The sequence below is a fragment of the Mesorhizobium sp. genome (assembly GCF_041661565.1).
Lineage (GTDB): Bacteria > Pseudomonadota > Alphaproteobacteria > Rhizobiales > Rhizobiaceae > Mesorhizobium.
On record NZ_JBAZUD010000002.1, the window covers coordinates 46,566 to 68,529 of the forward strand.

Annotated in this window: 20 protein-coding genes; 4 read left to right on the top strand and 16 right to left on the bottom strand. The window is 64.0% G+C overall.

Annotation, left to right across the window (positions count from 1 at the left end; all coding sequences use genetic code 11):
* Positions 1 to 33: 33 nt before the first annotated feature.
* Together WC739_RS00680 and WC739_RS00685 are read right to left on the bottom strand one after the other, a co-directional pair.
* Entirely contained in the window at positions 34 to 1,887 is a 1,854-nt protein-coding gene (locus WC739_RS00680; RefSeq protein WP_372951073.1) for a branched-chain amino acid ABC transporter ATP-binding protein/permease, read from the bottom strand.
* Positions 1,887 to 3,053 carry an NAD(P)/FAD-dependent oxidoreductase gene (locus WC739_RS00685; RefSeq protein WP_372951074.1) on the bottom strand — a complete coding sequence of 389 codons (1,167 nt, stop codon included), beginning with the start codon at positions 3,051 to 3,053 and terminating at the stop codon, positions 1,887 to 1,889. The genes WC739_RS00680 and WC739_RS00685 overlap by 1 nt, the downstream gene beginning before the upstream one ends.
* Before the next feature lie 143 nt (positions 3,054 to 3,196).
* On the opposite strand from WC739_RS00685, the gene WC739_RS00690 reads away from it, so the two are divergent.
* The 4 genes from WC739_RS00690 to WC739_RS00705 are packed head-to-tail and all read left to right on the top strand — an operon-like array spanning position 3,197 to position 6,838.
* Positions 3,197 to 4,117 carry a MurR/RpiR family transcriptional regulator gene (locus tag WC739_RS00690; RefSeq protein ID WP_372951075.1) on the top strand — a complete coding sequence of 307 codons (921 nt, stop codon included), beginning with the start codon at positions 3,197 to 3,199 and terminating at the stop codon, positions 4,115 to 4,117.
* Complete coding sequence (locus WC739_RS00695) at positions 4,114 to 4,761, top strand: cysteine hydrolase family protein (protein WP_372951076.1); 648 nt, start codon at positions 4,114 to 4,116, stop codon at positions 4,759 to 4,761. Before WC739_RS00690 ends, WC739_RS00695 begins: the two co-directional genes overlap by 4 nt.
* Positions 4,758 to 6,077: a glutamine synthetase gene (locus WC739_RS00700; RefSeq protein ID WP_372951077.1), complete on the top strand. Its 1,320-nt coding sequence runs from the start codon at positions 4,758 to 4,760 to the stop codon at positions 6,075 to 6,077. Before WC739_RS00695 ends, WC739_RS00700 begins: the two co-directional genes overlap by 4 nt.
* Entirely contained in the window at positions 6,077 to 6,838 is a 762-nt protein-coding gene (locus WC739_RS00705) for an N-formylglutamate amidohydrolase (RefSeq protein WP_372951078.1), read from the top strand. Before WC739_RS00700 ends, WC739_RS00705 begins: the two co-directional genes overlap by 1 nt.
* A gap of 333 nt (positions 6,839 to 7,171) precedes the next feature.
* Here WC739_RS00705 and WC739_RS00710 read toward each other — a convergent pair whose 3' ends face one another.
* From WC739_RS00710 to WC739_RS00775, 14 genes are all read right to left on the bottom strand, one after another.
* Positions 7,172 to 8,251 carry an ABC transporter ATP-binding protein gene (locus tag WC739_RS00710; protein WP_372951079.1) on the bottom strand — a complete coding sequence of 360 codons (1,080 nt, stop codon included), beginning with the start codon at positions 8,249 to 8,251 and terminating at the stop codon, positions 7,172 to 7,174.
* A 15-nt stretch (positions 8,252 to 8,266) separates the two neighbouring features.
* Positions 8,267 to 9,094 carry a carbohydrate ABC transporter permease gene (locus WC739_RS00715; RefSeq protein ID WP_372951080.1) on the bottom strand — a complete coding sequence of 276 codons (828 nt, stop codon included), beginning with the start codon at positions 9,092 to 9,094 and terminating at the stop codon, positions 8,267 to 8,269.
* A complete protein-coding gene (locus WC739_RS00720) occupies positions 9,091 to 9,963 on the bottom strand; it encodes a carbohydrate ABC transporter permease (RefSeq protein ID WP_372951081.1) in 873 nt (290 codons plus the stop codon). The genes WC739_RS00715 and WC739_RS00720 overlap by 4 nt, the downstream gene beginning before the upstream one ends.
* Positions 9,964 to 9,985: 22 nt before the next feature.
* Positions 9,986 to 11,272 carry an ABC transporter substrate-binding protein gene (locus tag WC739_RS00725; RefSeq protein WP_372951082.1) on the bottom strand — a complete coding sequence of 429 codons (1,287 nt, stop codon included), beginning with the start codon at positions 11,270 to 11,272 and terminating at the stop codon, positions 9,986 to 9,988.
* A gap of 66 nt (positions 11,273 to 11,338) precedes the next feature.
* Entirely contained in the window at positions 11,339 to 12,076 is a 738-nt protein-coding gene (locus WC739_RS00730) for an SIS domain-containing protein (protein ID WP_372951083.1), read from the bottom strand.
* Entirely contained in the window at positions 12,073 to 12,819 is a 747-nt protein-coding gene (locus tag WC739_RS00735; protein WP_372951084.1) for a GntR family transcriptional regulator, read from the bottom strand. The genes WC739_RS00730 and WC739_RS00735 overlap by 4 nt, the downstream gene beginning before the upstream one ends.
* Before the next feature lie 69 nt (positions 12,820 to 12,888).
* A complete protein-coding gene (locus WC739_RS00740; protein ID WP_372951085.1) occupies positions 12,889 to 14,382 on the bottom strand; it encodes an FGGY-family carbohydrate kinase in 1,494 nt (497 codons plus the stop codon).
* 77 nt (positions 14,383 to 14,459) lie between these two features.
* Positions 14,460 to 15,215 carry a GntR family transcriptional regulator gene (locus tag WC739_RS00745; protein WP_372951086.1) on the bottom strand — a complete coding sequence of 252 codons (756 nt, stop codon included), beginning with the start codon at positions 15,213 to 15,215 and terminating at the stop codon, positions 14,460 to 14,462.
* Between the two features lie 284 nt (positions 15,216 to 15,499).
* Positions 15,500 to 17,902 (bottom strand): xanthine dehydrogenase family protein molybdopterin-binding subunit, encoded by a 2,403-nt coding sequence (locus WC739_RS00750; RefSeq protein ID WP_372951087.1) that lies wholly within the window; start codon positions 17,900 to 17,902, stop codon positions 15,500 to 15,502.
* A gap of 94 nt (positions 17,903 to 17,996) precedes the next feature.
* On the bottom strand, positions 17,997 to 18,665 hold the full coding sequence (locus tag WC739_RS00755) for a nitrile hydratase subunit alpha (protein ID WP_372951088.1): 669 nt from the start codon (positions 18,663 to 18,665) through the stop codon (positions 17,997 to 17,999).
* Positions 18,666 to 18,669: 4 nt separating this feature from the next.
* Positions 18,670 to 18,966 carry an SH3-like domain-containing protein gene (locus WC739_RS00760; protein WP_372951089.1) on the bottom strand — a complete coding sequence of 99 codons (297 nt, stop codon included), beginning with the start codon at positions 18,964 to 18,966 and terminating at the stop codon, positions 18,670 to 18,672.
* A complete protein-coding gene (locus tag WC739_RS00765) occupies positions 18,963 to 19,334 on the bottom strand; it encodes a hypothetical protein (protein WP_372951090.1) in 372 nt (123 codons plus the stop codon). Before WC739_RS00765 ends, WC739_RS00760 begins: the two co-directional genes overlap by 4 nt.
* Positions 19,331 to 19,948, bottom strand: coding sequence for a TetR/AcrR family transcriptional regulator (locus tag WC739_RS00770; RefSeq protein WP_372951091.1), 618 nt, complete (start codon positions 19,946 to 19,948; stop codon positions 19,331 to 19,333). The genes WC739_RS00765 and WC739_RS00770 overlap by 4 nt, the downstream gene beginning before the upstream one ends.
* Positions 19,949 to 20,231: 283 nt before the next feature.
* Positions 20,232 to 21,962, bottom strand: a complete 1,731-nt coding sequence (locus tag WC739_RS00775) for a hydantoinase B/oxoprolinase family protein (protein ID WP_372951092.1) — start codon at positions 21,960 to 21,962, stop codon at positions 20,232 to 20,234.
* Positions 21,963 to 21,964: the final 2 nt, after the last annotated feature.

Here is a 21,964-nt window from a genome sequence, read left to right on the forward strand (position 1 = left end):
TTTGTTATCGTTGAATGAATGGGCCGTTGCGGGTCATGAGGGCTGCTGCTCTGCTGCGGCCGACTTCGCGCGGGCCGTGCGGCTGCCCAGATAGGCGGCGATCACGGCAGGGTTGTTCTGAATTTCACCGGGCGTGCCGTCGGCGATGACGTGGCCATGGTCGATGACGACGATGCGCTCACATAGGTTCATCACCAGCCGCATATCGTGTTCGATCAGGACGACGCCGATCCGGCGCTCGATACGGACCGCAGACAGGATGGCGACCAGTTCGGCGGTCTCGACGGCGTTCATCCCGGCAGCGGGCTCGTCAAGCAGCAGGAAGCGCGGCCTCAGCGCCAGCGCGCGTGCCACTTCGAGCCGGCGACGCTGCCCATAGGCGAGGCTGGCCGCCGGCTGGTCGGCCAGTTTCTCCAACCCCATGCGCGCGAGCTCCGCCATCGCCGCCGCCTCGGCCTGGCCAAGACCGGGTTCCACCTGGCGTGCGGCGACGACGACATTTTCCAGCACGCTCATGTGCGGGAAGACCCGGATGTTCTGGAAGGTGCGGGCAACGCCCGAGCGCGCGAAGCGGAAGGCCGAGGCCTGCCGCACCGTGCCACCGACGGACACCGTCCCGGAACTTGGCTGGACATCGCCGGCCAGCATGTTCAGCAACGTCGTCTTGCCGGCGCCGTTGGGGCCGATGATGCCGGTGATGCTGTCGGTCTCGAAACTGAGCGATACGTCATCGACGGCGACGACGCCGGCATAGCGGCGCGACAGATGGTCGGCCACCAGCCGGTCGGCAGCAACCGGCCTTGGCGCAGCGGCCGACGCAATGACCGCCTGGCGGCCGGCAAGGCGCAACAGGTTCAGCTCGCGCGCGCCGAAAAGGCCCGTCGGCCGCCGCCAGATGACCAGGATCATGGCGATGGCCAGCACGCCCTGTGTCAATCCGAACAAGACCGGCAGATGCAGGCCGAGCACCTCCCCGCCGCCCTCGAAGCGGCGCACCGCCTCGATGACGACCATGGTGACGACGACGCCGGCAAAGGCGCCGAGCGAAGACGACATGCCCCCGACAATCAGCATGGCGAGCATGGTGAAGCCGAGATCGAAATAGAAATCGCGTGGCGAAAAAGCGCCCAGGAACTGCGCCATCAGGGCGCCGGCGGCCATGGCCGCGACAACACCGGCCACCCAGGCCGCGAGCCTGGCCGTGCGCTGATCGACGCCGACCGCGGCGGCGCCGCGCTCGTCATCGGCGGCGGCGCGGGTTGCCAGGCCAGAGGAGGTTTCGCGAAACAGTCTTGCGGCGATCAGCGCCACCGAGGCGACTGTCGCGGCGGTCCAGAGTCCGACCTCGCGCGGCACGCCGTAGAAGGGCTGGCTGCCACGGGTGATCTCGCGCCCGGCAACCAGAAGCGTGTAGACGATGATCAGCATGGCGAGCGTTGCGATCGAGGCGCTCGATCCGGTCAGCCTGAGCAGCGGCGTGCCGGTCAGCAGACCGACAAGCACGGCCAGAGCAAGGACGACGGCCAGTGCCGCGAAGAAGGAAAGCTCATGCCCTGCAAGAAACTGCGGCAGATCGCGCAATGCGGTCCGCTGCAGGGTGGCCGGCATGGTGAGAATGCCGGTGGCGTAGGCGCCGATGCCGACAAAGGCGGCCTGTGCGAAAGAGACGATGCCGCTGTTGCCGGAGAAAATCTGCAGGCCAAGCACCGCCGTCAGCATGATCGCGGCATAGGTGACGACACGTTGCATGGCCGCGCCGCCGAAGGCGGAGGCGGCAAGCGCCATCAGCAACAGCACCGCCACCATGCACAGGGCATCGACCGCGGCATCGCGAAACGCCGCCGGCATGGCATGGCGTGGCTTGCTGCCGCCAGGCGCCGACGCCATCACGCAGCCTTGAAGCGGCTGGGCGAGAACGGCGTCAGGATCGACTGGGCGCCTTCGGTGACCAGTCTGGCGATTGCTTCGCCGACCGCTGGCCCGGTCTTGAAGCCGTGCCCGGAGGACCCCGCCGAAACCACCAGGCGTTCGACACCGGGCATCGCCCCGATGACGGGCAGATCGTCCGGGCTCATATCGTAGAGCCCGGCATAGCCGGGGCGGATGCCAAGCTCGGCCATGGCGGGTACACGGGTTGCAAAGGTTTCCAGGATCTCCACCGATTCCGCCTCCTCGACCCCCTCCATGTAATTGTCGGGGTTCTCGACGAGACGCGGCCGGCCCGCGTGCTCATGGCGCAGGCCCGTGCCGCCGCCGGCCCAGGTGCCGGCCAGGATGACGCCGTCATTGTCGGGCCGCGCGTAGTTGCAGGAGATGTCGTCGCACCACGCAAAAGGCATCACTTCGCGCGCCCGCCCCGCCGCATCGAGCACGGCCATGGGATGGCGCTCGACATGCAGCGGCAGGTCAAGGCCGACCGTCGCCAGCAGCCGGCGCGTCCACGGACCGGCGGCGAGAACGACCGTATCGGCCTCCAGCACAGTGCCATCGGCAAGAGTGACGCCGGTGATGCGGTCGCCCTGTCGCCGAAGGCTTTCAACGGCCGTGTTCTGCAGGACCGTCGCACCCTTGGCGCGAGCGGCGCGGGCAATGGCGTTGGTGGCGCCGAAGGCATCGGCGTAGCCAAATTCAGGCTCCCACAGGGCGAGGGCGACATTGTCCAGCGCAAAGCCGGGCGCGGCGTCCGCGAAGGCTTGCGGCGACAGGGTCTCCATCCGCGCGCCTTCGCCGCGAATGCGTTCGGCCGCCGCCGCCCAGCTCGCCTCATTGTCGTTGCCGCAGACCCACATCATGCCGACCTCGGTGACGAACGATCCCTCGCCTGCGATCTCCGGCAGCGACACCAGGATCTCGCGGCCGCGGATGGACAGCTGCGACAATTCCGGCATCAGGTAGAAGGCGTGCAGCAAGGCGGATGATTTGCCAGATGGGCCGCCGGCAGGGTGGCTCTGCTCGATGAGCGTGACATTCACGCCGGCCTTGGCAAGGTGATAGGCGGCGCTCGAGCCGACAATTCCCGCACCCACGACGATGACGTCGCTTCCGTTTCGCATGGCAGTTCCCCAGGGTTTTATCGGCTGCTTCAGGCGAGCTAAGACCAGCAATTGCGCGATGTCAACATCTCTTCATCATTGACCGATATTTCAATCTCTGTAATAAACTCGACAGCCAGGGGATACGATGGTCGGGAGCGTCAATGGCGATACGCGATGTTCTGATGCGCGGCGATCTCGTCCTGACGCCGTCGGAAGAGAAGATAGTCCGGCTGCTGCTGACGGACTACCCGACCTCGGGCCTCGGCACCGCATCGTCGCTGGCGCGGCGCGCCGGCGTCAGCGATCCAACCGTTGTGCGGCTGGTGATGAAGCTCGGCTATGACGGGTTTGCGGATTTTCAGGCGAAACTGCTGGCCGAGGTCGAGGCAAGGCTGCATTCACCGCTGCTGATGATGGAGGCCAAGCGGCAGAGCGGATCCAACGACAGCCCCGTGCTGGCCTATCTCGACAGTGTCACCGCTGCCTTGCAGAAGGCCAACGCTGCGACGCCGGTGCAGACTTATGAACGAGCCACGCGTTTGCTCATGGAGGCAAAGGGCGAGATCGTGATGCTTGGCGGCCGGTTCAGCCGTCACATAGCGGGCATGTTTGCCGGATACCTCGTCCAGTTTCGTTCCGGGGTTCGCGATCTCGGCGTGCTTTCCCCGCAGACCTTCGACACGCTCGCCGACCTCGACCGTCGCGACGTGCTCGTTGTCTTCGACTATCGTCGTTACCAGCTCGATGTGATCGCCTATGCGAAACAGGCGGCGGCGCTTGATGTTCGCATCGTCCTGTTCACCGACCAATGGCTGTCGCCGATCGCCGACCTGGCCGAAGTCACCATAGTCGGCCCACTCGAGGTCGCCTCGCCCTACGACACGCTGGCTCCCGCAATCGCTCAGATGGAGGCGCTGGTGGCCCAGATCGTTTCGACGCTCGGCGATGATGCCCGCGCCCGCATCGAGCGGCTCGAAAGGGTGCGCCATGCCAACGCGGTGACGCTCGACAGCGACCCGCAGCAGAATGGATTTCGAAAGACACCCGGACCCAAATCGACAAAGCAGGACGGCAACAAATGACCCAAGCCCTACCCCAGCGAAACGAGGCCTTCCGCGCCGGCGAAACGGCGCTGCTGCTCGTCGACATGCAGCGCATCTGGCTGGAACCTGGCGCCGATCCCTCGCATCCGGAGCGGGGGCCGGATCACTATTTCTACCGGCAGACATCGTCGCAGACGATCCCCAACCAGGAGCGCCTGCTTGCCGCCGCGCGGGCCAACGGCGTCGAGGTCCTGCACACCATCATCCAGAGCTTGACCGAGGATGGCCGCGACCGTTCCCTCGACCACAAGCTCACCCCGATCCATGTCCCGCCCAGCCTCGCCGAGGGCCTGCCGGTGGCGTCGCTGGCGCCGGTGGGCGACGAAATCATGCTGCCGAAGACGTCCTCGGGCATCTTCAATTCGACCAATGTGGATTATCTCCTGAAGAACCTCGGCATTCGCTACCTCGTTGTCGCCGGGGTGCTGACCGATCAATGCGTCGACATGACGGTGCGTGACGGGGCCGACCGCGGCTATCTCGTCACCTGTGTGGCGGACGCCTGCGCCACCATCACGCAGGAACGCCACGACATCGCGCTGAAGGCCTTCGGGGGATACTGCTGGATCACCGACACCGACACAATTGTCGCCCGCTTCAACGCCTTGGAAAAAACCGCATGACTTCGCCCGTCGAGCCTCTGGTCGCCGTCGTCACCACGGATCTTTCCGCCATTACGCGCGGCCGCTTCGTTACCGAAAGCAAGCTGCAGAAAACAGCTGCGACAGGCGTCGGCTGGCTGCAGGCCAATCTGTCGATGACGCCGTTCAACTCGATCGTCGATCCCAACCCTTGGGGCTCGTCAGGCGACCTGCGGCTGATCCCCGATCTCAAGGCGCGCTTTCGCACGACGCGCACCGGATCGGCGACGCCGTTCGACATGGTGGCCGGCGACATTGTCGAGCTCGACGGCAGCGCCTGGCCAGGCTGCACCCGAACGATGCTGAGGGAAGCGCTCGCCGACTTGAAGGCCGCGACCGGCCTATCGGTCGTTGCAGCGTTCGAGCATGAATTCCATGTCGACGGCGGCTTTGCGCCGGCGCATTCGTTTTCGTTCGCCGCGCTCAGGCGCACCGATCCCTTCGCACCCAATCTGATGGCGGCGCTGACGGAGGCCGGTGTCGCTCCTGAAGTGGTCATCGCCGAATACGGCGAGGATCAGTTTGAGGTGACGCATGAGCCGGCCGATGCGCTGACGGCAGCCGACCGCGCCGTGGCCATCCGCGAAATCACCCGGGAAGTCGCTCGCAATTTCGGCTGGCGCGCGAGTTTCGCGCCCAAGACAGCGCCAACCGCGGTCGGCAACGGCGTCCATATCCATTTCAGTTTCCTCGATGACGCCGGCAAGCCGGCAACTTACGATGCCGCCCAACCCGGCGGCCTTTCCAGAATTGCCGGTGCGTTCTGTGCCGGCGTGCTACGCCACTTGCCGGCGATCACCGCCATGACGGCGGCCAGCGTATCGTCCTTCTATCGCCTGAAGCCGCATAGCTGGAGTTCATCCTATACCTGGCTTGCGGATCGCGACCGAGAGGCAAGCCTGCGCATCTGCCCGACGGTGACGATCGACGGGCGGGATCCGGCGCGGCAATACAACATCGAATACCGGGCCGCCGACGCCACGGGCAACCCCTATCTCTCCCTGGCGGCGATCATCCGGGCCGGACTGGAGGGGCTGAACGCGAAACTGCCGTCGCCGCCTTTGGTCACCGGCGACCCAACGCTGATGAGCGACGCCGAACGGGCAAATCTGGGGCTCGTGCGCCTGCCGGAAACCTTGCCGGCGGCCCTGGACGCGCTTTTGGCCGACGGCGTTGTGACCGGCTGGTTCGCGCCGGTCTTCGTCGAAACTTTCGTCGGGCTCAAGCGTCACGAGGCTGAGCGGCTTGCCGGACTCGATCCGGTTGCCATCTGCGATCTTTATCGGACGCTTTATTGATGACTGCGCACACGGACTGGCCCGGGGCTGTCGAAATTCTCAACGAGCACGGCCGCTCGGACATCGTGCTCTTGTGCGAGCATGCGTCGAACCACATTCCGGCAGAGTATGGGCAACTCGGCCTCGACGCCGGACATCTGCAGCGTCACATCGCCTGGGATATCGGCGCCGCCCAGGTCACTCGGCTGCTGTCGGCGCGGCTTGATGCACCGGCCTTCCTCGGCGGCTATTCGCGGCTGTTGATCGACCTTAACCGGCCGCTCGGAGCCAAGGGCAGCATTCCGGTGCTGTCGGAAGACACCGACATTCCCGGCAATGTCGGCATCGACGCAGCCGAACGGGCCCGGCGCGCCGAGATCATGTTTTCGCCTTTCCATGACCGGGTGGCCGCCCATCTCGATCTGCGGGTGGCCGAGGGCAGGCCGACGCGAATCATAACTATCCATTCCTTCACGCCGATCTTCCTCGGTGTTGCCAGACCTTGGCATGCCGGCGTGTTGCACGGCGCTGCCAGCGATCTTGCCGGGGCGCTGATCTCCGGCCTTCGCAACGATGTGGCCCTCAATGTCGAGGCCAACGTGCCATACGTGATCAGCCGTGACGGCGATTACGCCGTGCCAGTCCATGGCGACGATTGCGGTATTCCCGCCGTCCTCGTCGAGATCCGGCAGGATCTGCTTTCAACAACGCCCGGCATCGAGGAATGGGCGGACCGGCTGGCGGCGGCACTGCCGGCAGCGCAGAGGCAGACGGTCGGGTGAACAATAACAACCCTGCCCGATCGTGGCCGGCAGGGGATGCGCGGCCGCCATATGAGTGGTTCCCGAGCCAATGCCATCCAGTGTCGTCAGTCGGATCTCGATCGCTGAAACGAAATCTCCGCAAGGCTTCAAGCCCCACAGCATGCGCGAATGGTGCGCGGAGGTTGTCCAGCACATCAGGCTCTTCATGACGCTGACGACCAGTCAACGAATCGAGCTTGAAAGAGCAGCGCGCCTGGAAAAGCTGTGCCTAATCTCCAGTGTACACCATTCGGACTGGGCTAATCTTTATCCCAGGCAGCCAACACACGCCGTTGCCTTTCGCCGCCGTCCTTACAATCGCATGCCGTCGGCGCCGAACAAAAACGCGCGCTGCAGGCCGAAGAGCTGCGTGTTTCCAACTTCGAAATTATGGGCGTCCCTGCTTTCGACCGTGATCATCGAGCCGTCGGCGAGCACCGCATGGGCGTAGGCAACGCCACCCAGGCGCTCGACCAGCGAGATTTTGCCGCAGAGCGTACCGGCCGCGCCATCAGCGGGTACGAAGTGCTCCGGACGGATGCCCAGGCTGACAGGCGTACCCGATTTGGGCGGCGTGCCGCGTGTGGCGACCGCCATCCCGACCAGTCCGGCCTCGGGCGCGGCGACAACGGCGTGGCCGTCCTGGACGGCCGTAACGGTCGCATCGACGAAGTTCATGCGAGGCGAGCCGATAAAGCCGGCCACGAAACTGTTGTCGGGATCCTCGTAAAGATCGAGTGGCGCGCCGACCTGCTCGATGCGGCCAGCGCGCAACACCACAATACGGCTGGCCAGCGTCATTGCCTCGACCTGGTCATGCGTGACGTAGACCATCGTTGTGCCGAGTTCCTGGTGCAGCCGGGCAATCTCGATGCGCATTTGCACGCGCAATTCGGCGTCGAGATTGGAAAGAGGTTCGTCAAACAGGAAGACGCCCGGCTGGCGCACTATCGCGCGGCCGATAGCGACCCGTTGGCGCTGGCCGCCGGACAGTTCGCGTGGCTTGCGATGCAGATAGGCTTCCAGATGCAGTATCCTGGCGGCCTCCGCGACCTTGCGATCGATCTCCTCCTTGGGGCGCTTGGCCATCTCCAGTGGGAAACCCATGTTGGTCGCCACCGTCATGTGCGGGTAGAGGGCATAGGTCTGGAATACCATGGCAATGCCACGCTTGGCCGGATCTTCGTCAGTCACATCTCGCCCGCCGATCAGGACGCGCCCCTCGGAGGTTCTTTCCAGCCCGGCGATCATGCGCAACAGCGTGGACTTACCGCAGCCCGATGGACCGACAAAAACGACGAACTCGCCATCGGCAACGTCGAGATCGACGCCCGCGATAACCTCCGTTTCGCCGAAACGCTTCTTGACCTTCTGGAGCGACAGACCCGCCATGATTGTTCCTTTGACCTATTTCACGGCGCCGTCGGTAAGACCGGAGACGAACCAGCGACCGACAAGAGCGAAGAGGATGACAACCGGGATGATCGCCGCCGTCGCGCCGGCCAGCAGCAGCCCCCAGTCTATCTGGTACTGGCCGATGATGCCGGCAAAGCCGACCGGTATGGTCCGCCGCGCGTCCGACACGATGAGTACCGAGGCGAACAGATATTCCGTCCATGACGAGATGAATGCGAAGATCGCAACGCTGGCGATGCCCGGCGCGATCAGCGGCATAAGGATCCTGACCAGGATGGTAATGGTCGATGCGCCGTCGACGACGGCTGCCTCCTCAATCTCACGGGGAACGCTGGCCAGGAAGGACCGCATCATCCAGATCGAGAAGGGCAGAGCGAAGGCGACGTTGACGATCACCAGCGCCACCGGACTGTCGATCAATCCGACCTTCGCAAACAGGCCATAGAGCGGGATCAGCACGACCACGCCCGGAAAAGCGTAGGCGAGCAGAATGGTCTTGTAGAGTGCGTTGCGCCCGGGAAACTCCATGCGGAAGAACGCGTAGGCCGCAGGCAACGCCAGCAGGACGGTGAACGCCGTTGAAAACAGGGCCACGACCATGCTGTTCAGCAGATAGACGGGGAAGTCCGACGCCTGCAGCAGTTTCTCGAAATGCTGCAGGGTGAAGCTTTGCGGCACCATGGTGGGCACGCGCTGGATGATTTCCTTCGGCAGCTTGATGGAGCCGGTCAGCACCCACCAGAACGGCAAGCCGATCACCAAGACGATGAGCAGAAGACCGCCATAGAGCGACAGAGACTGGCTCAAGGTCCGCCTCATCGATCTGCCTCCGCGGCTGCCATGGCACGGGTGGCGAAAAACGCGAACCCCATGAGAAGGATCGTGGTGAGCACGGAAATCGTCGCGGCCTGGCTCAGACGATAGCCCTTGAAGGCGGTTTCGTAGATCAGCACCGGCAGTGTCTGGGTCGCCCCGGCTGGGCCGCCGGCGGTGAGCAGCCAGATGACATCGAACACGTTGAACGACAAAAGCGTTCCGACGACGCCAAGCACCATGAGGGTTGGGTGCAGCAACGGCCAGGTGATGCGCTTGAACCGCTGAAACGTGCCGGCGCCATCGACCCTGGCGGCTTCGTAGAGGTCTCCGGGAATGCGCGTCAGGCCAGCCAGCATCATCAAGGTGGTGAAGGGAAACCAACGCCAGGAATTGATCATGATCAGTGTCGCCATGGCGCTCTCGCGCGTGGCGAAGAACCCGACCGGGCGGTCGATTGCGCCAGCCTGTATCAGGAGCGGGTTGATCATGCCGCCCGACGAGGACAGCAGCCAGCGCCAGATGATGACGACCACGACAGTCGGCACGATCCTGGTGAGGATGATCCAGGTGCGCGCGATGCGCACACCCGGGAATTTCTGGTTGAGGATCAGCGCTGTCGCGAGCGCCAGGATGGTTTGCACCACCGCGTTCGACAGCACCCATACGATACTGCGGCCAAGCGCCTGCCAGAAACCTCTGCCACCGAGGATCGTCGCGTAGTTGCCGAGGCCGATGAAATGGCCCTCGGAACCTATCACGCCGACATCCTGAAAACTCAGGATGGCGGCTTGAACGAGCGGCCAGCCGAGAACGGCCAGCAGGAAGATGAGGGCCGGTGAAACGAACGCGAAGGCGAGCGTCGTGTTCTTCATGCGCGTTCCCCGGCCCCGACCTCTATTTCTTGGCGACTTCGCTCATGCGCGCCTGGCCGGCCTTGACCGCATCGGCGGCGCTCTGGCCGTCGACAACGATGTGCTGCAAGGTCTCGGCGATGACATTCTGCGCGGAGATGGCGCCGATCGACGGGAAGACCTTGCCGGTGGTGAAGCCGAAGAGCTTGCCGCGGTGCGAGTTGGCGATCATGGTTTCGACCTGCGACTTGTACTTGGTCACGGTCTTGTCGTTCCAGAACGATTCCGCCTTGGCGCCGTCATCGGTGACCGGCAGGAACAGGCCCGGCTCCATGGTCAGGAAGCGGCCATAGTTTGCGGGCTCGAGCAGCCAGGCGAGAAATACCTTGGCGGCTTTCTGCTTGGCTTCATCCTTTGTCGTCAGCATGATGGCATTCGAATAGGAGATCGTCGCCGAATCGCTCTGGTCATCGGCGTGCGGGACAGGCGCCACGCCGAGGTCGGCCGCATCACCCTCTGCCTGGGTGTCATAGGTGTTGATGACGCCGAACTGCAGGATCATGCCGCAACTGCTGTTGGCAAAGCAGGCTTCGGCCTCGCCCCAGGTCCACGTGCCATTGTCGGCCGGGGACAGTTTTGCGAGCTTGCTGTAGAAATCGTAAGCCTTGACCGTTTCCGGCTTGTCGAAGGCGATGGAGCCGTCTGCATTGTAGATGTCGCCGGCGCCGCTGTTGACCATGAAGCTGTAGACCGTCTGGTCGGTATAGAGCTGTTTGTTGGCTGGAAGGCCAATGCCCGATTTGCCGTCGGTGCTGAGTTTCTCGGCCGCTGCCTGCCACTGGCTCCAGGTCTTCGGCACTTCGACGCCGGCCGCCTTCAGCACGCTGTTGCGATACCATAGCGAGATCGCCATGTTGTAGGCCGGCACGGCCCAGACGTGGTCGTCATACTGGTAGGGCGCGAGCGTCGCCTTGACGAAGCCATGCTTGGCGTCGAGGTCCTTGACCACGTCGTCGACCGGCACCACGGCGTCTATTCCCTTCAGCACGGTCGTGAAGTCGGGGATGGTGAAGAGCAGGTCGGGACCATTTCCCGCAGCGAAGGCGGCCGGCGCCTTGGCGTAGATTTCGCCCCAGCTCTGCGGCTCCTGCTTGACCTGGATATCGGGGTGCGCAGCATTGAACTCATCAAGCAGCTCTTTCATGCGCTGCACACGGTGCGGCGGCTGCTCCATGTGCCAAAGCGTCAGGTTTACCGGTTCGGCATAGGCGGTGCCGGTAAGAAGTGTCGTCGCGAAGCCGGCGAGTGTCAGAATACGTGTCAGGCCCATTGTGTGTCGTCTCCCGTTTCCCCCGGGGCTCCCCTTGAGACCCGGAATTCTTGTCGTCTGGAATGGTCAGAGATGCGGATTGCGCGGCCGATAGCGGGCCACCAGCGCTTCGTTGACCTCCTTGGCGCCAGGCATGTTGGCGCTGAGATAAATGGGGGCGGCCACACCGGCCGATTGCAGGCGTGCCGCCGCCTCAACGAAGACGGCGTTCATCAGCGCCGCGCCGATCGAGGTTGAAACCGGCCCGACGCGCAACTCGCTGCCGGCAACGCTGGTCGTGGCGTCGCCAGGTGGGCCACCATTGTCGAGCACGATGTCGGCGACATCGGCCAGCCTTGTACGGCCTTGGGCGGCGAGCCTGGAATAGGCTTCCGAGGTGATCGCAATGACGGTCGCGCCGACTGTCTTTCCAATCATCGCCGCTTCCACGGTGGCCGTGTTGACGCCGCTGTTCGACACCACGATCAGCACGTCGTTCGGGCCGATCGGATAGCGGGCGAAGACAGGCGCCACGATGCCGGACATGCGCTCGAAGACGGTGCCGGCGACCGCACCTTCATGGACCATTGTCACACCGGCGAGGATCGGAACGGTCAATGCCAACCCACCGGCGCGATAATGCGCCTCCTCGGCCATGGTATGGCTGTGGCCGGTGCCGAAGACATAGACCAGACCGTCAGCCTTTGCCGTTCGCTCGATGGCGTCCGCGGCGGCCGCGATGGCGTCGGCATTGACGTCGAGCAGGCGGCCAATGCGGATCGTGAGGTCGGCCAGATAGGCTGCGGCGGTCGGCGTTTTTGTCATGTGCCTTTTCCAAGGGTCAGATTGGCGCGCATCACGAAGCAGTCGCCCCGATAGACTGCCCGCACATATTCGAGCGGGCGGCCAGTACTATCGAGTGTGCGCCGGGTGAGGATGAGCACCGGGCTTTGCAGCGAAATTCCCAACGACGCGGCACTCGCAGCATCCGGATGCGCGGACCAGAGCTTCTGCTCGGCCACGCTTGGAAACAGCCCATAGTCCTCGCGCAAAACGCGGTAGAGTGAATCCGTGCTGAAATCGGCCCGTTCGAAAAGTTTCGGCACGAGAACGGCCGAGATTTCCGTGCGCTCGAGACCGACCGGCTCGGCGTCCGCCAGGCGCACACGAACGAGGCGATGGACCGGCGCATCCTCTGCAATGCCAAGTGCGGCGGCCGCCTCCCGGTCCGCGGAGCCCAGTCCGGCGTTGAGCACGATGCTTGACGCCTTGCGGCCGCCACGGTCCATATCTTCGGTGAACCCGCTCAGCGTGCTCAGCTGTTGTTCGATCTGGGCACGCGCGACGAAGGCGCCAAGGCCGGTACGGGTCTCCACCAGGCCTCGCCGCTCCAGCAGCTTCAGGGCCTGGCGGGCGGTCATCCGGCTTGCACCGAGATCCTCGGCCATCTGCCTTTCCGACGGCAGCCGTTCGCCGACCTTCAGGACGCCGGACGCAATCTGCGTCGCAAGCGCATTGGCTATGCGTTGATAGAGTGGGAATTGATCCGCGACGACGCTTGCAGTCATTGTCAGGTATAACCAGGACTCTCTGGTGGTATGTACCACACCCGCAAATCCTGTGTAGTGGGTTTTTGGCTATCCGCGCAAGATGCTGTCGCGGCGCGCCCGATAATTTATGAACGCCCGGTCCCAGGCCGGCTTCGTGGTATGATCCGGCTCTTGCCGGCGCTGTATCTGCCGCGTTGAGGTCGACGCCTGGCGGACGGACCAGAACCGTCCGACGGCGGTCGCGGCAAGCAGTGCCGCCCCCCTCGCCCCGAATTCCGTGCCGGCCGGAACCAGGACGGTGGCGCCGAGAGCGTCGGCGATCATCTGTGTCCACATCTGGCTGCGTGCGCCGCCACCCGTCAGGAGGATCGTGCCGGTGGTCCCTTCGAGCTCGTCATACAGGTCGCGCAGGGCGAGGGCGACGCCCTCGTAAACGGCGCGGATCATGTGCGGCCGCCCGTGCCGGGGCGCAAGCCCGTGGAAGCCGGCGCGCGCTTCGTGATCGACCACCGGTGCGATGATGCCGCTTTCGCTGAGATAGGGCAGATAGACGACGCCCTCGCAGCCGATCGGCAGCGGTGCGATCATCGCTTCCATGCGGGCGTAGAGATCAGGTTCCGCAGCGATGTCGGGAAGCAGCGTCGCGATGGCCCAGTCAAGATTGAGCGTGCCGGCAACATTGACCATTGCCCGGAACCAGGCCTCTCCGGGCAAGGTGAAGAGCAGGCCGATGTCGGGTGGTGTGAACACAGGCTGATCGGACACGATGCCAACCATGCAGGTCGTGCCGAGCACAGCCAGCGCGATCCCGGCTTCGAGCGCGCTGGCGCCGATGACCGTTGCCGGAACATCGCCGGCACCGATCGCCACGGGCGTGCCTTCGGCGAGACCGGTGAGCGCCGCCGCTTCTGCCGTGACGAGACCGGCTATGGTCTCGGACTCGGCCGGCGCAGGCAGCTTTTGGGCAAGCCCGGCTATCTCGAACAAATCGAGCATTTCGGGGCTGCGGTCACGCAAGCTGGCGCTGCCCGGCGCCACCGCCGCTTCGGTTCGGTCGGCGGCCACGCGTCCGGTAAGCTTCAGGCGCAGGAAGTCTTTGTAGCTGAAGACATGGGAGGCCCTTTCGAGGACATCGGGCTCGTGTATTTGCAGCCAGGCGAGGAGCGGCAATGTGCAGCCCTGCTGAAGCACGCAGCCATTCGACCTGAAGATCCTGCGATAGAAATCCGGCACGGCGGCCACCCGCTCGTCCAGCAGCTCCTGCGCCCGGCTGTCCTCCCACACAATGCCCGGACGCAAGGCGTTGCCGTCGCCATCGACCAGCCATGCCCCGACCATTGCCGCGGACAGTCCCACCGCCGCAATGTCGGTTGCTGCTACACCGGCACTGTCGAGCGCCGCACGGATCGCCGCGCTGACCGCGCTCCATGCTTCAACCGGGTCGATTTCCGACCAGCCTGGATGAGGCCGCTGCAGATGGATACGCCGAACCCCCATGCCAAGCTGGTTGCCGTTTACATCGAAGACCGCGGCTTTGGTCAGGGACGAGCCGGCGTCGATGCCGAGGAAATAAGTGGTCATGAACTGGTATTATCTCTGATCGCTATCCAAGGCCACAGCCGCGGCTTGGCATTCACACTGGCCAGCGTCCAGCAGACTCACCTACACAGACCGAGTTCAGCGACGAAATCGTAGGCGTCGCCCCGGAAGATCGATCGGCTCAGTTCGATGACCGTCCCATCGTCCATGCGGGTGACGCGGTCGATGTCGAGTGCTGCCGCGCCAGGGGTCAGCTTGAGCAGCCGCGCTCTTTCCGCATCGACATTGACGGCCGAAATGCGCTGCACGGCCCGCGATGGGACATGACCGAGCTCGCGCAATGTCTGATAGAGCGAATCCTTGATCTTCGTCACATCCGGAAGCATCGCAGCCGGGATCAGCGAGGTCTCGAGAGCCATCGGCTCTTCGTCCGCCAGACGCAGGCGACGCATTCTGACGATACTGCTGCCGCTCGGGATTTCGAGCCGCAGCGCCTCCTTGGCATTGGCCACGCTCAACTCTCGGCCCAGCCACACAGTACCGGCTACCCGTCCGCGCGACATCATGTCTTCGGAAAACGAATAGAGCCGGCTCAGGCTTTGCACGACGCGCTCGGGCGGTCCCGACACATAGGTCCCACTGCCGTGTCGCTGGACAACGAAACCATCGCGCACCAGTTCAGCCATCGCCCTGCGGACGGTGACCCGCGAGATGCCCAGTTCAAGCGCCAGCTCACGCTCCGCAGGCAGAGCCGATCCAGGCTTCACTGCACCCGAGGCGATCGCGCCGACCAATGAAGACTGCAGCCGCCGATAGGCTGGCGAACCACTATCCTTGCCGCCCCGAACCGCGGTGAAAATGTCAAAAAATGTCACTCTGGCGGTCCGTTCGATAATACCAGCACAATACCAATTTCAGCCGCATCCGCAACAGTCCTCGCCGCGTTGTCTTGCTGAATTTCGATTGGTCACCGGTGCCGACGGAGCCGAGGGATGCGGCTTGATGGCATGGCACGGCGGACGTCCCCGCCCTGTTCTTGCGATCACACGAGATCGGCGTCGATGCGCGTGATCAGCCCATCGTGATTCATCGAGAGATCGATAATGTTGCGGTCTTTGATCATTCAAACACAAGTCGAATCCTATGGTAGGGGAACGGGTCAAATCCTGCCCCGGCCTGACTTTTCCCGGACGATACGGAGGGCCTTCCAGATAGCCAGGGGGGTCGCGGGCATGTCGATGCGATCGACGCCCTCCGGCATGATCGCGTCCTGGATAGCGCTCATCGTCGCGGGAAGCGAACCTACGGTGCCGGCCTCCCCGGCGCCTTTCACACCGAGTGGATTTGTGGCTGTCGGGACCGGATGGCTCCGGACTTGCATCGCGGGAAGGCCATCGGCTCTGGGCATTGCGTAGTCCATGAAGGACCCGGTGACGATCTGCCCGTCGTCGCCGTAGATGATCTGTTCGCTCAACACCTGCCCGATGCCTTGCGCTATGCCCCCGTGGATCTGGCCGTTGACGAGCATCGGGTTCATGACCGTTCCGACGTCGTCGACGACGGTGTAGGCAACGATGTCGGTCAGGCCGGTCAGGGGATCGATCTCGACCTCGCAGATGTGACAGCCATTTGGAAAAGTCGGTTTCTCGAGGGCCACGATGGCGCGCTCGCACAGACCGATTTCGAGCCCGTGCGGCATCCGCGTGGTGGCGAATGCCGCACGGGCGACGTCGGTCAGCGAGATGTGGCGATTGGTGCCCCGCACTGAGAAGTGACCGTCGCCGAAAACCAGCGATTGTTCAGGGGCCTCGAGAAGATGGGCGGCGATGATCCTGCCCTTGTCGATGATCTTGCGGGCGGCGCTGGTGAAGGCGGCGCCGAACGCCATCATGGTGCGCGATCCGAATGTGCCGCGACCGTGCGCCACGACATCGGTATCGCCATAGACAATCTGCACGTCGTCGGCCGGGACCCCGAGAATTTCCCGCGCCATCTGGACGAACACCGTCTCGTGGCCCTGGCCTTGCGAGTGACTGCCGGCGAGGATCTTTGCGCGGCCAGTGGCATCGAACCGGATTTCCGCCGACTCCTCGAACGGCCTGCCGTGCGGGCCGCCGGCTACCTCGATGACGCAGGCAATTCCAATGCCGCGCAGCAAGCCCCGCGCCTTCGCCGCAGAGCGGCGGGATTCGAAGCCGGACCAGTCGGCGGCGGCCAGGCCTTTGTCGAGCACGCTCTCGAATTCACCGCTGTCATAGGTGAAGACGAGAGGCGTCTTGAAGGGCAGCGCTTGCGGCGGGATCATGTTCATGCGCCTGATCTCGGCCCTGTCCATGCCGAGCTGGCGGGCGGACTTGTCGATGATCTGCTCGATGCAGAACGACGCCTCGGGACGGCCGGCGCCGCGATAGGGACAGGTTGGAAGCGTGTGCGTGAACACCCCCTGGACGCGGACGTCGAAGGCCGGTGTCGTGTATTGCCCGGCCAGGCCGCCAATGTTGTTGGTAGGCGAATGCAGGCCGTCGGAGGCGACATAGGCTCCGAGATTGGCCAGCGTGGACACGCGCAGGCCGAGGAACTTTCCGGAGGCATCCAGCGCCAGTGAGACGTCGGACACATGGTCGCGCGACTGGTGGTCGGACAGGAAAGCTTCGGATCGTTCACAGACGTGCCGGACAGGGCGCCCGGTCTGGCGCGATGCCCACAGGACAAGGACGAGTTCCGGATGCAAGCTGCCCTTGAGCCCGAAGGCTCCGCCCACGTCCGGCGAGACAAGGCGAAAGCGATCGGGCGGCAGGCGAAAGACAGTGGCGATGTCGTCGCGCATTTCGTGCGGCGACTGAAGGCCGGCATGGAGCGTGTATCGCTGGGTCATCCGATCGTAGTCGCCAACCGCCGTGCGCGGCTCGAGCGAATTGGTCGCGACGCGGCTGATGACGAAGCGCTCCGAGACCACGTGGCTTGCCGACGCGAAGGCAGCGTCGCAGGCAGCGGCGTCGCCCCACCTCTGGTCGAAGCAGATGTTGTCCGGCTCGCAGGCCCATACGCGCGGCGACTGTGGCGAAACCGCGATGTCGAGCTGTGTCACGCAGTCCGTCGGCTCGTAGACGACATCGATGCGCTCGGCCGCATCCCGCGCCTGGTTCAGCGTGTCCGCAACGACGACGGCCACGGCGTCACCGACATGGCGGACGGCATCGACCGCCAGCGGCATATAGGGCGGCACGAAACTTGCCTCGCCTTCTCGACGTTCGCGCCGCATGCGTACCGGCAGGGGATGGAAATCTTGCGCCGCCATCTCGTCGCGCGTCAGCACAGCGCGCACGCCGGGTGCCAGCCGTCCCGCTTCGGCATCGATCGAGATGATGCGCGCCGACGCATGGGGCGAGCGCACGACCGCCATGTGGAGAGCACCGGGCATTGAGGCCGCAATGTCGTCGGTGTAGCGGCCAAGGCCGCGCACGAACCGAACATCCTCGCGCCGCTCGACAGGCTCGCCAATGCCGCCGGTCACCATCGCTTCGCGCCTGTTCTGCGAAACCAGTGGCGACAGGAACCGCAATCCGCAGCGCCTGCTGCGCCGAACCCGCGCCGGGCTCTGTCGGATGCACTTGACATGGCGGTGACGCAGGCACCGGTGTTTGTGTCCGAGGGCTTCACCGAACCGGACAATCCGCCGGCCGCACCCCGATCATTGCGTCGCTTCCAACGAGCTCGGCCAGCATTTCCGCCGACCAGCCCTCAGTGCCGACGGGGCGCATCGGCAACACCATGTATCTGAGGTCAGCCAGGCTGTCGTGGACCCGGATTTCCACGTGGTCCGGCAAGACCGTACCGAACTCCTTCAGCACCACCCTGGGCTCGCGTACGACCCGCGAGCGGTATGCCGCGCTTTTGTACCAACTCGGCGGCAGGCCAAGCACGCCGCGCGGGTAGCAGGAGCACAGCGTGCAAACGATGACATTGTGAACGTCCTGCGTATTCTCGACCACGACGAATTCCGGACCGCCAAGGCCGAGCCCCATCGACGCCAAAGCCGCCTGACCGTCCGAGAGAAGCAGTTCGCGGAAACCGGGGTCAGTCCAGGCGCGCGCAATCATCTCCTTGCCGCGGATACCCCCATTGCGCCCTTCCAGGGCTTCGATGCATTGCTGCATCTCGGCGGGCGAGACGATGCCCTTTTCCTCGAGCAGTTCCCGGATCGCCTGGTCCAGAATGACGATCTCCGGATCGTGGTCGGGCGTGTGGACGTGTTCGATCGGCTGGTGATCGTGACGCTGATTGTCGCCGTGGCCGTGAGTTTCGTGTTCCTGGTCGCCGCTCATCTTCTCATTCCATCCCCGCTGCCGTCATCAGCCAGTGCTCGTAGATGTCGACGATAATCCGATCCGGGCAGGACGAAGGGCCATCGTGCCAAAGCGAATGCCAATCGAATTCAACCCGGTAGAGATACTGGCGGGGCAGACCGGGCTCGCCCTGCGCCAGCAGTTCCGGGTTGCGAAACGCGCCGCGGACATCGACGATGCGCCCGGTCTTCCCCTTGACGTAATTCGGTGTCCGGACGTGGCCGGCTTGATGACGCGTAGCGACGTCGACACGATCGCCGATGCGAAATCGCGCGTTCATCCGGCTCCCCGGCGCCTGATCTCGTCGATCTTCGCGGCGAGCTCGCCCGGCGTGACGACCTGCTTCGACAACAGTATCCTGGACATCGCGGCCACCCAGCGCTCGTAGTAGTTGAAGCGGTCGTAGTCTTCGGCGCTGAGCGATTCGCGCATCCAGCGCAATTCGTCGGCCCGCAGGATGTTACGCCTCGAATCGGCCAGCAACTGGTACACCGCATCGACGCGCAGTTCCCAATAGGTCGGGTCGTGATGGACGACATCGACTGGACCCGCGGGCTTGCCGCCGCAGTCGTGATGATCGTGGTGCTCGGCAGACCGCGACGCCTGATCGCCGACATGTCCGTCCGGTGCCGAAGGGTCCCGCGTCATTTCTCAGGCTTCCGTTTTGTGGGTGAATCGATGTTGCTGACCAGCACGTAACGCATGACCATATCGACTATGTGATCCTTGCGTTTTTCTATGTATTCCGACGTCTTCAGGTCACGATCGAAGATAAGCGATAAAGTGTACTTGTTGGACAGGTAGAAGTAGCCAAGGCCGGACATGGAGATATAGAGGTCGACAGGATCCAGATCCTTGCGAAAGACGCCGGCCGCGACGCCTTGATCGAGGATCGTCGACAATGAAGACGCCAGCCGCTCGTAGAGCAACCGGATGATCGGCGACTTCTTGACGTGCCTGCCGCGATGGAGATTTTCCGTGTTCAGGATGGTGATGATGTCCGGCTCGTCGACGAAGACCTGAAAGGTCTTTTCGCAAAGCGCGGTCATCGCTTCGACCGGGTCGAGCCCGAGCAGCGGGAGCTCGTCCTGGCGCCTGCGTAGCGTTTCATAGATCCGCTCCAGCACACGGATGTAGAGCTGCTCCTTGCTTGCGAAATAGTAGTAGACCAGGTTCTTGCTCACCTTGGCGCGCGCGACGATGGCTTCGACGCGCGCTCCATCATATCCCTTGCCTGCAAACTCGGCCTGGGCGGCGCTCAAGATGCGTTCCTGTGTCTTGACCGCGTTGCGTTGCGGCGACCCACTTGCAGGATGCGCGACACGCCGGGCCGGTTGGCCCGGCACCAGCGCGGCCGTCGCCAACTTCACGCCCTTCCTCGGTTTTCGGGTTGTCGCCGATGCAGTCATGCATGTCCTCCGCTACCGGACCACGCCGCCGCGATAGTCACCCCGGGATCGCCGGCAAGACTGGACCCCGCCGGCAATCCGCGCAAACCCATCATCGGCCCGGTGGGCGTCTTTCCGGTTGGTCCGGTCGAACCCATCATGTGTTCGCCATCTGCCTTGACCTGCGTAGCGTCGACGTGCCGGCCTCGTCTATTGCATTGCCGGCTATGACAACACCGAAATGCTCCCGGGCATACGACAAGCTGATTTTCCCGTCCAGAACATCGCTGAGTATGGCACCCAAGGGCCGCTCATTGGGATCGCCGTAGCCGCCTCCCCCGGCCTGCTCGTGGCGGATCACGTCATCGCGGCCCACCTCGCGGGTCACCTTGCTGGCAAGGAGTTCGCTCTCGCCGTCGCGGATGAGATAGTTGCGCGACAATGCGCCGCCCTTCCCGCCGAACAGACCATAGGGAGCGGTGTGATAGCGGTCGGTACGCAGTTGCAGGATGGCCTCGTCGGCGAGCAGCCGGTACTGCCGAACGACGCTCAGCCCGCCGCGCGTTCGCCCCGCGCCACAGGAATCCTCGCGCAGAGAATACTCTTCGATGCGGAGCGGATATGTGGCCTCCATGATCTCTATCGGCATATTCGACATGTTCTGCGTCGGATTGGTGATGGCGTCTATGCCGTCGCGTGTGGCGCGCGCGCCCAAGGCGCCGTTGATCATGTCGACGACGATGAAGGGCTCGCCGGTCGCCTTGTCATATCCGCCGAGGCAGACAACGGAGTTGCCGCCTTCGCCCGCGGCGACGACGCGTTCCGGCACGATCTCAGCCAGCGCGCCCAGGACCGTGTCGGCGACCCGGTATCCGGTCAGGGCCCGGGCCGCGACAGGCGCGGGGAAGGACGGGTTCAGCAGCGAGCCTTTGGGCGCGTTGACATCGATGCAGCGGTAGACGCCGGAATTGTTCGGCACGTCGGAGTCCAGAACGCAGCGCACCGCCAGGTAGGTCGCCGATTTGACGAAAGACAAGGTCGAGTTGATTGCTCCCTTGACCTGCGGCGAGCTGCCGTCGAAGGAGATGGTGAGCTGGTCGCCGGCAACCTTGACCGAGACGACGATGGGAATGCGCTCCTCGCTGAAGCCGTCACCGTCGATGTAGTCGGTAAAGCCGTACGTTCCGTCCGGCCATTGCGCGATAGCCTTTCGCGTCAGGCGCTCGCCATAGTCGAGGACATTGACGAGGAACGCCTCAAGCGTCTCGACGCCGTAGCGCTCGACGAGGCGCAGCATCTCGCGTTCGCCCAAGGCGCAGGTCGCCAGCTGCGCCTCGAGATCGCCAATGACCAGATCGGGGAGCCGGACGTTCTTGGAGATCACGTCGAACAGCGTCTTGTTGCGCACGCCGCGATCGAAAAGCTTCAGCGGCGGAATCCGCAACCCTTCCTGAAATATCTCCGTCGAATCGCTTGCGTTCGAGCCAGGCACGCGGCCGCCGACATCGCAATGATGGCAGATGACGACGGAGAAGCCGATGTGCCTGTCCCTCGCGAAGATCGGCTTGAACATGAAGATGTCCGGGAGGTGCATGCCTCCATCGTAAGGGTCATTGAAGATGATGACGTCGCCGGGCGCCAGATCGTCGCCATAGTGGCGCAGCAGCGCTTCCATGGCATCCGGAACCGCGCCCAGATGCAGCGCGACGGTCTTGGCCTGGGCGAGGATCTGGCCGGTCGCGTCGCACATCGTCGTGGAATAGTCGAGAACGTCGCGCACGATCGGCGACCGGGCGGTCCGCATGACCGTGTAGGCCATGTCGTCGACAATCGAATCGAGCGCACTCTTGAGAACAGCGAAGGTGATCGGATCTATGGCGGTACTCATGG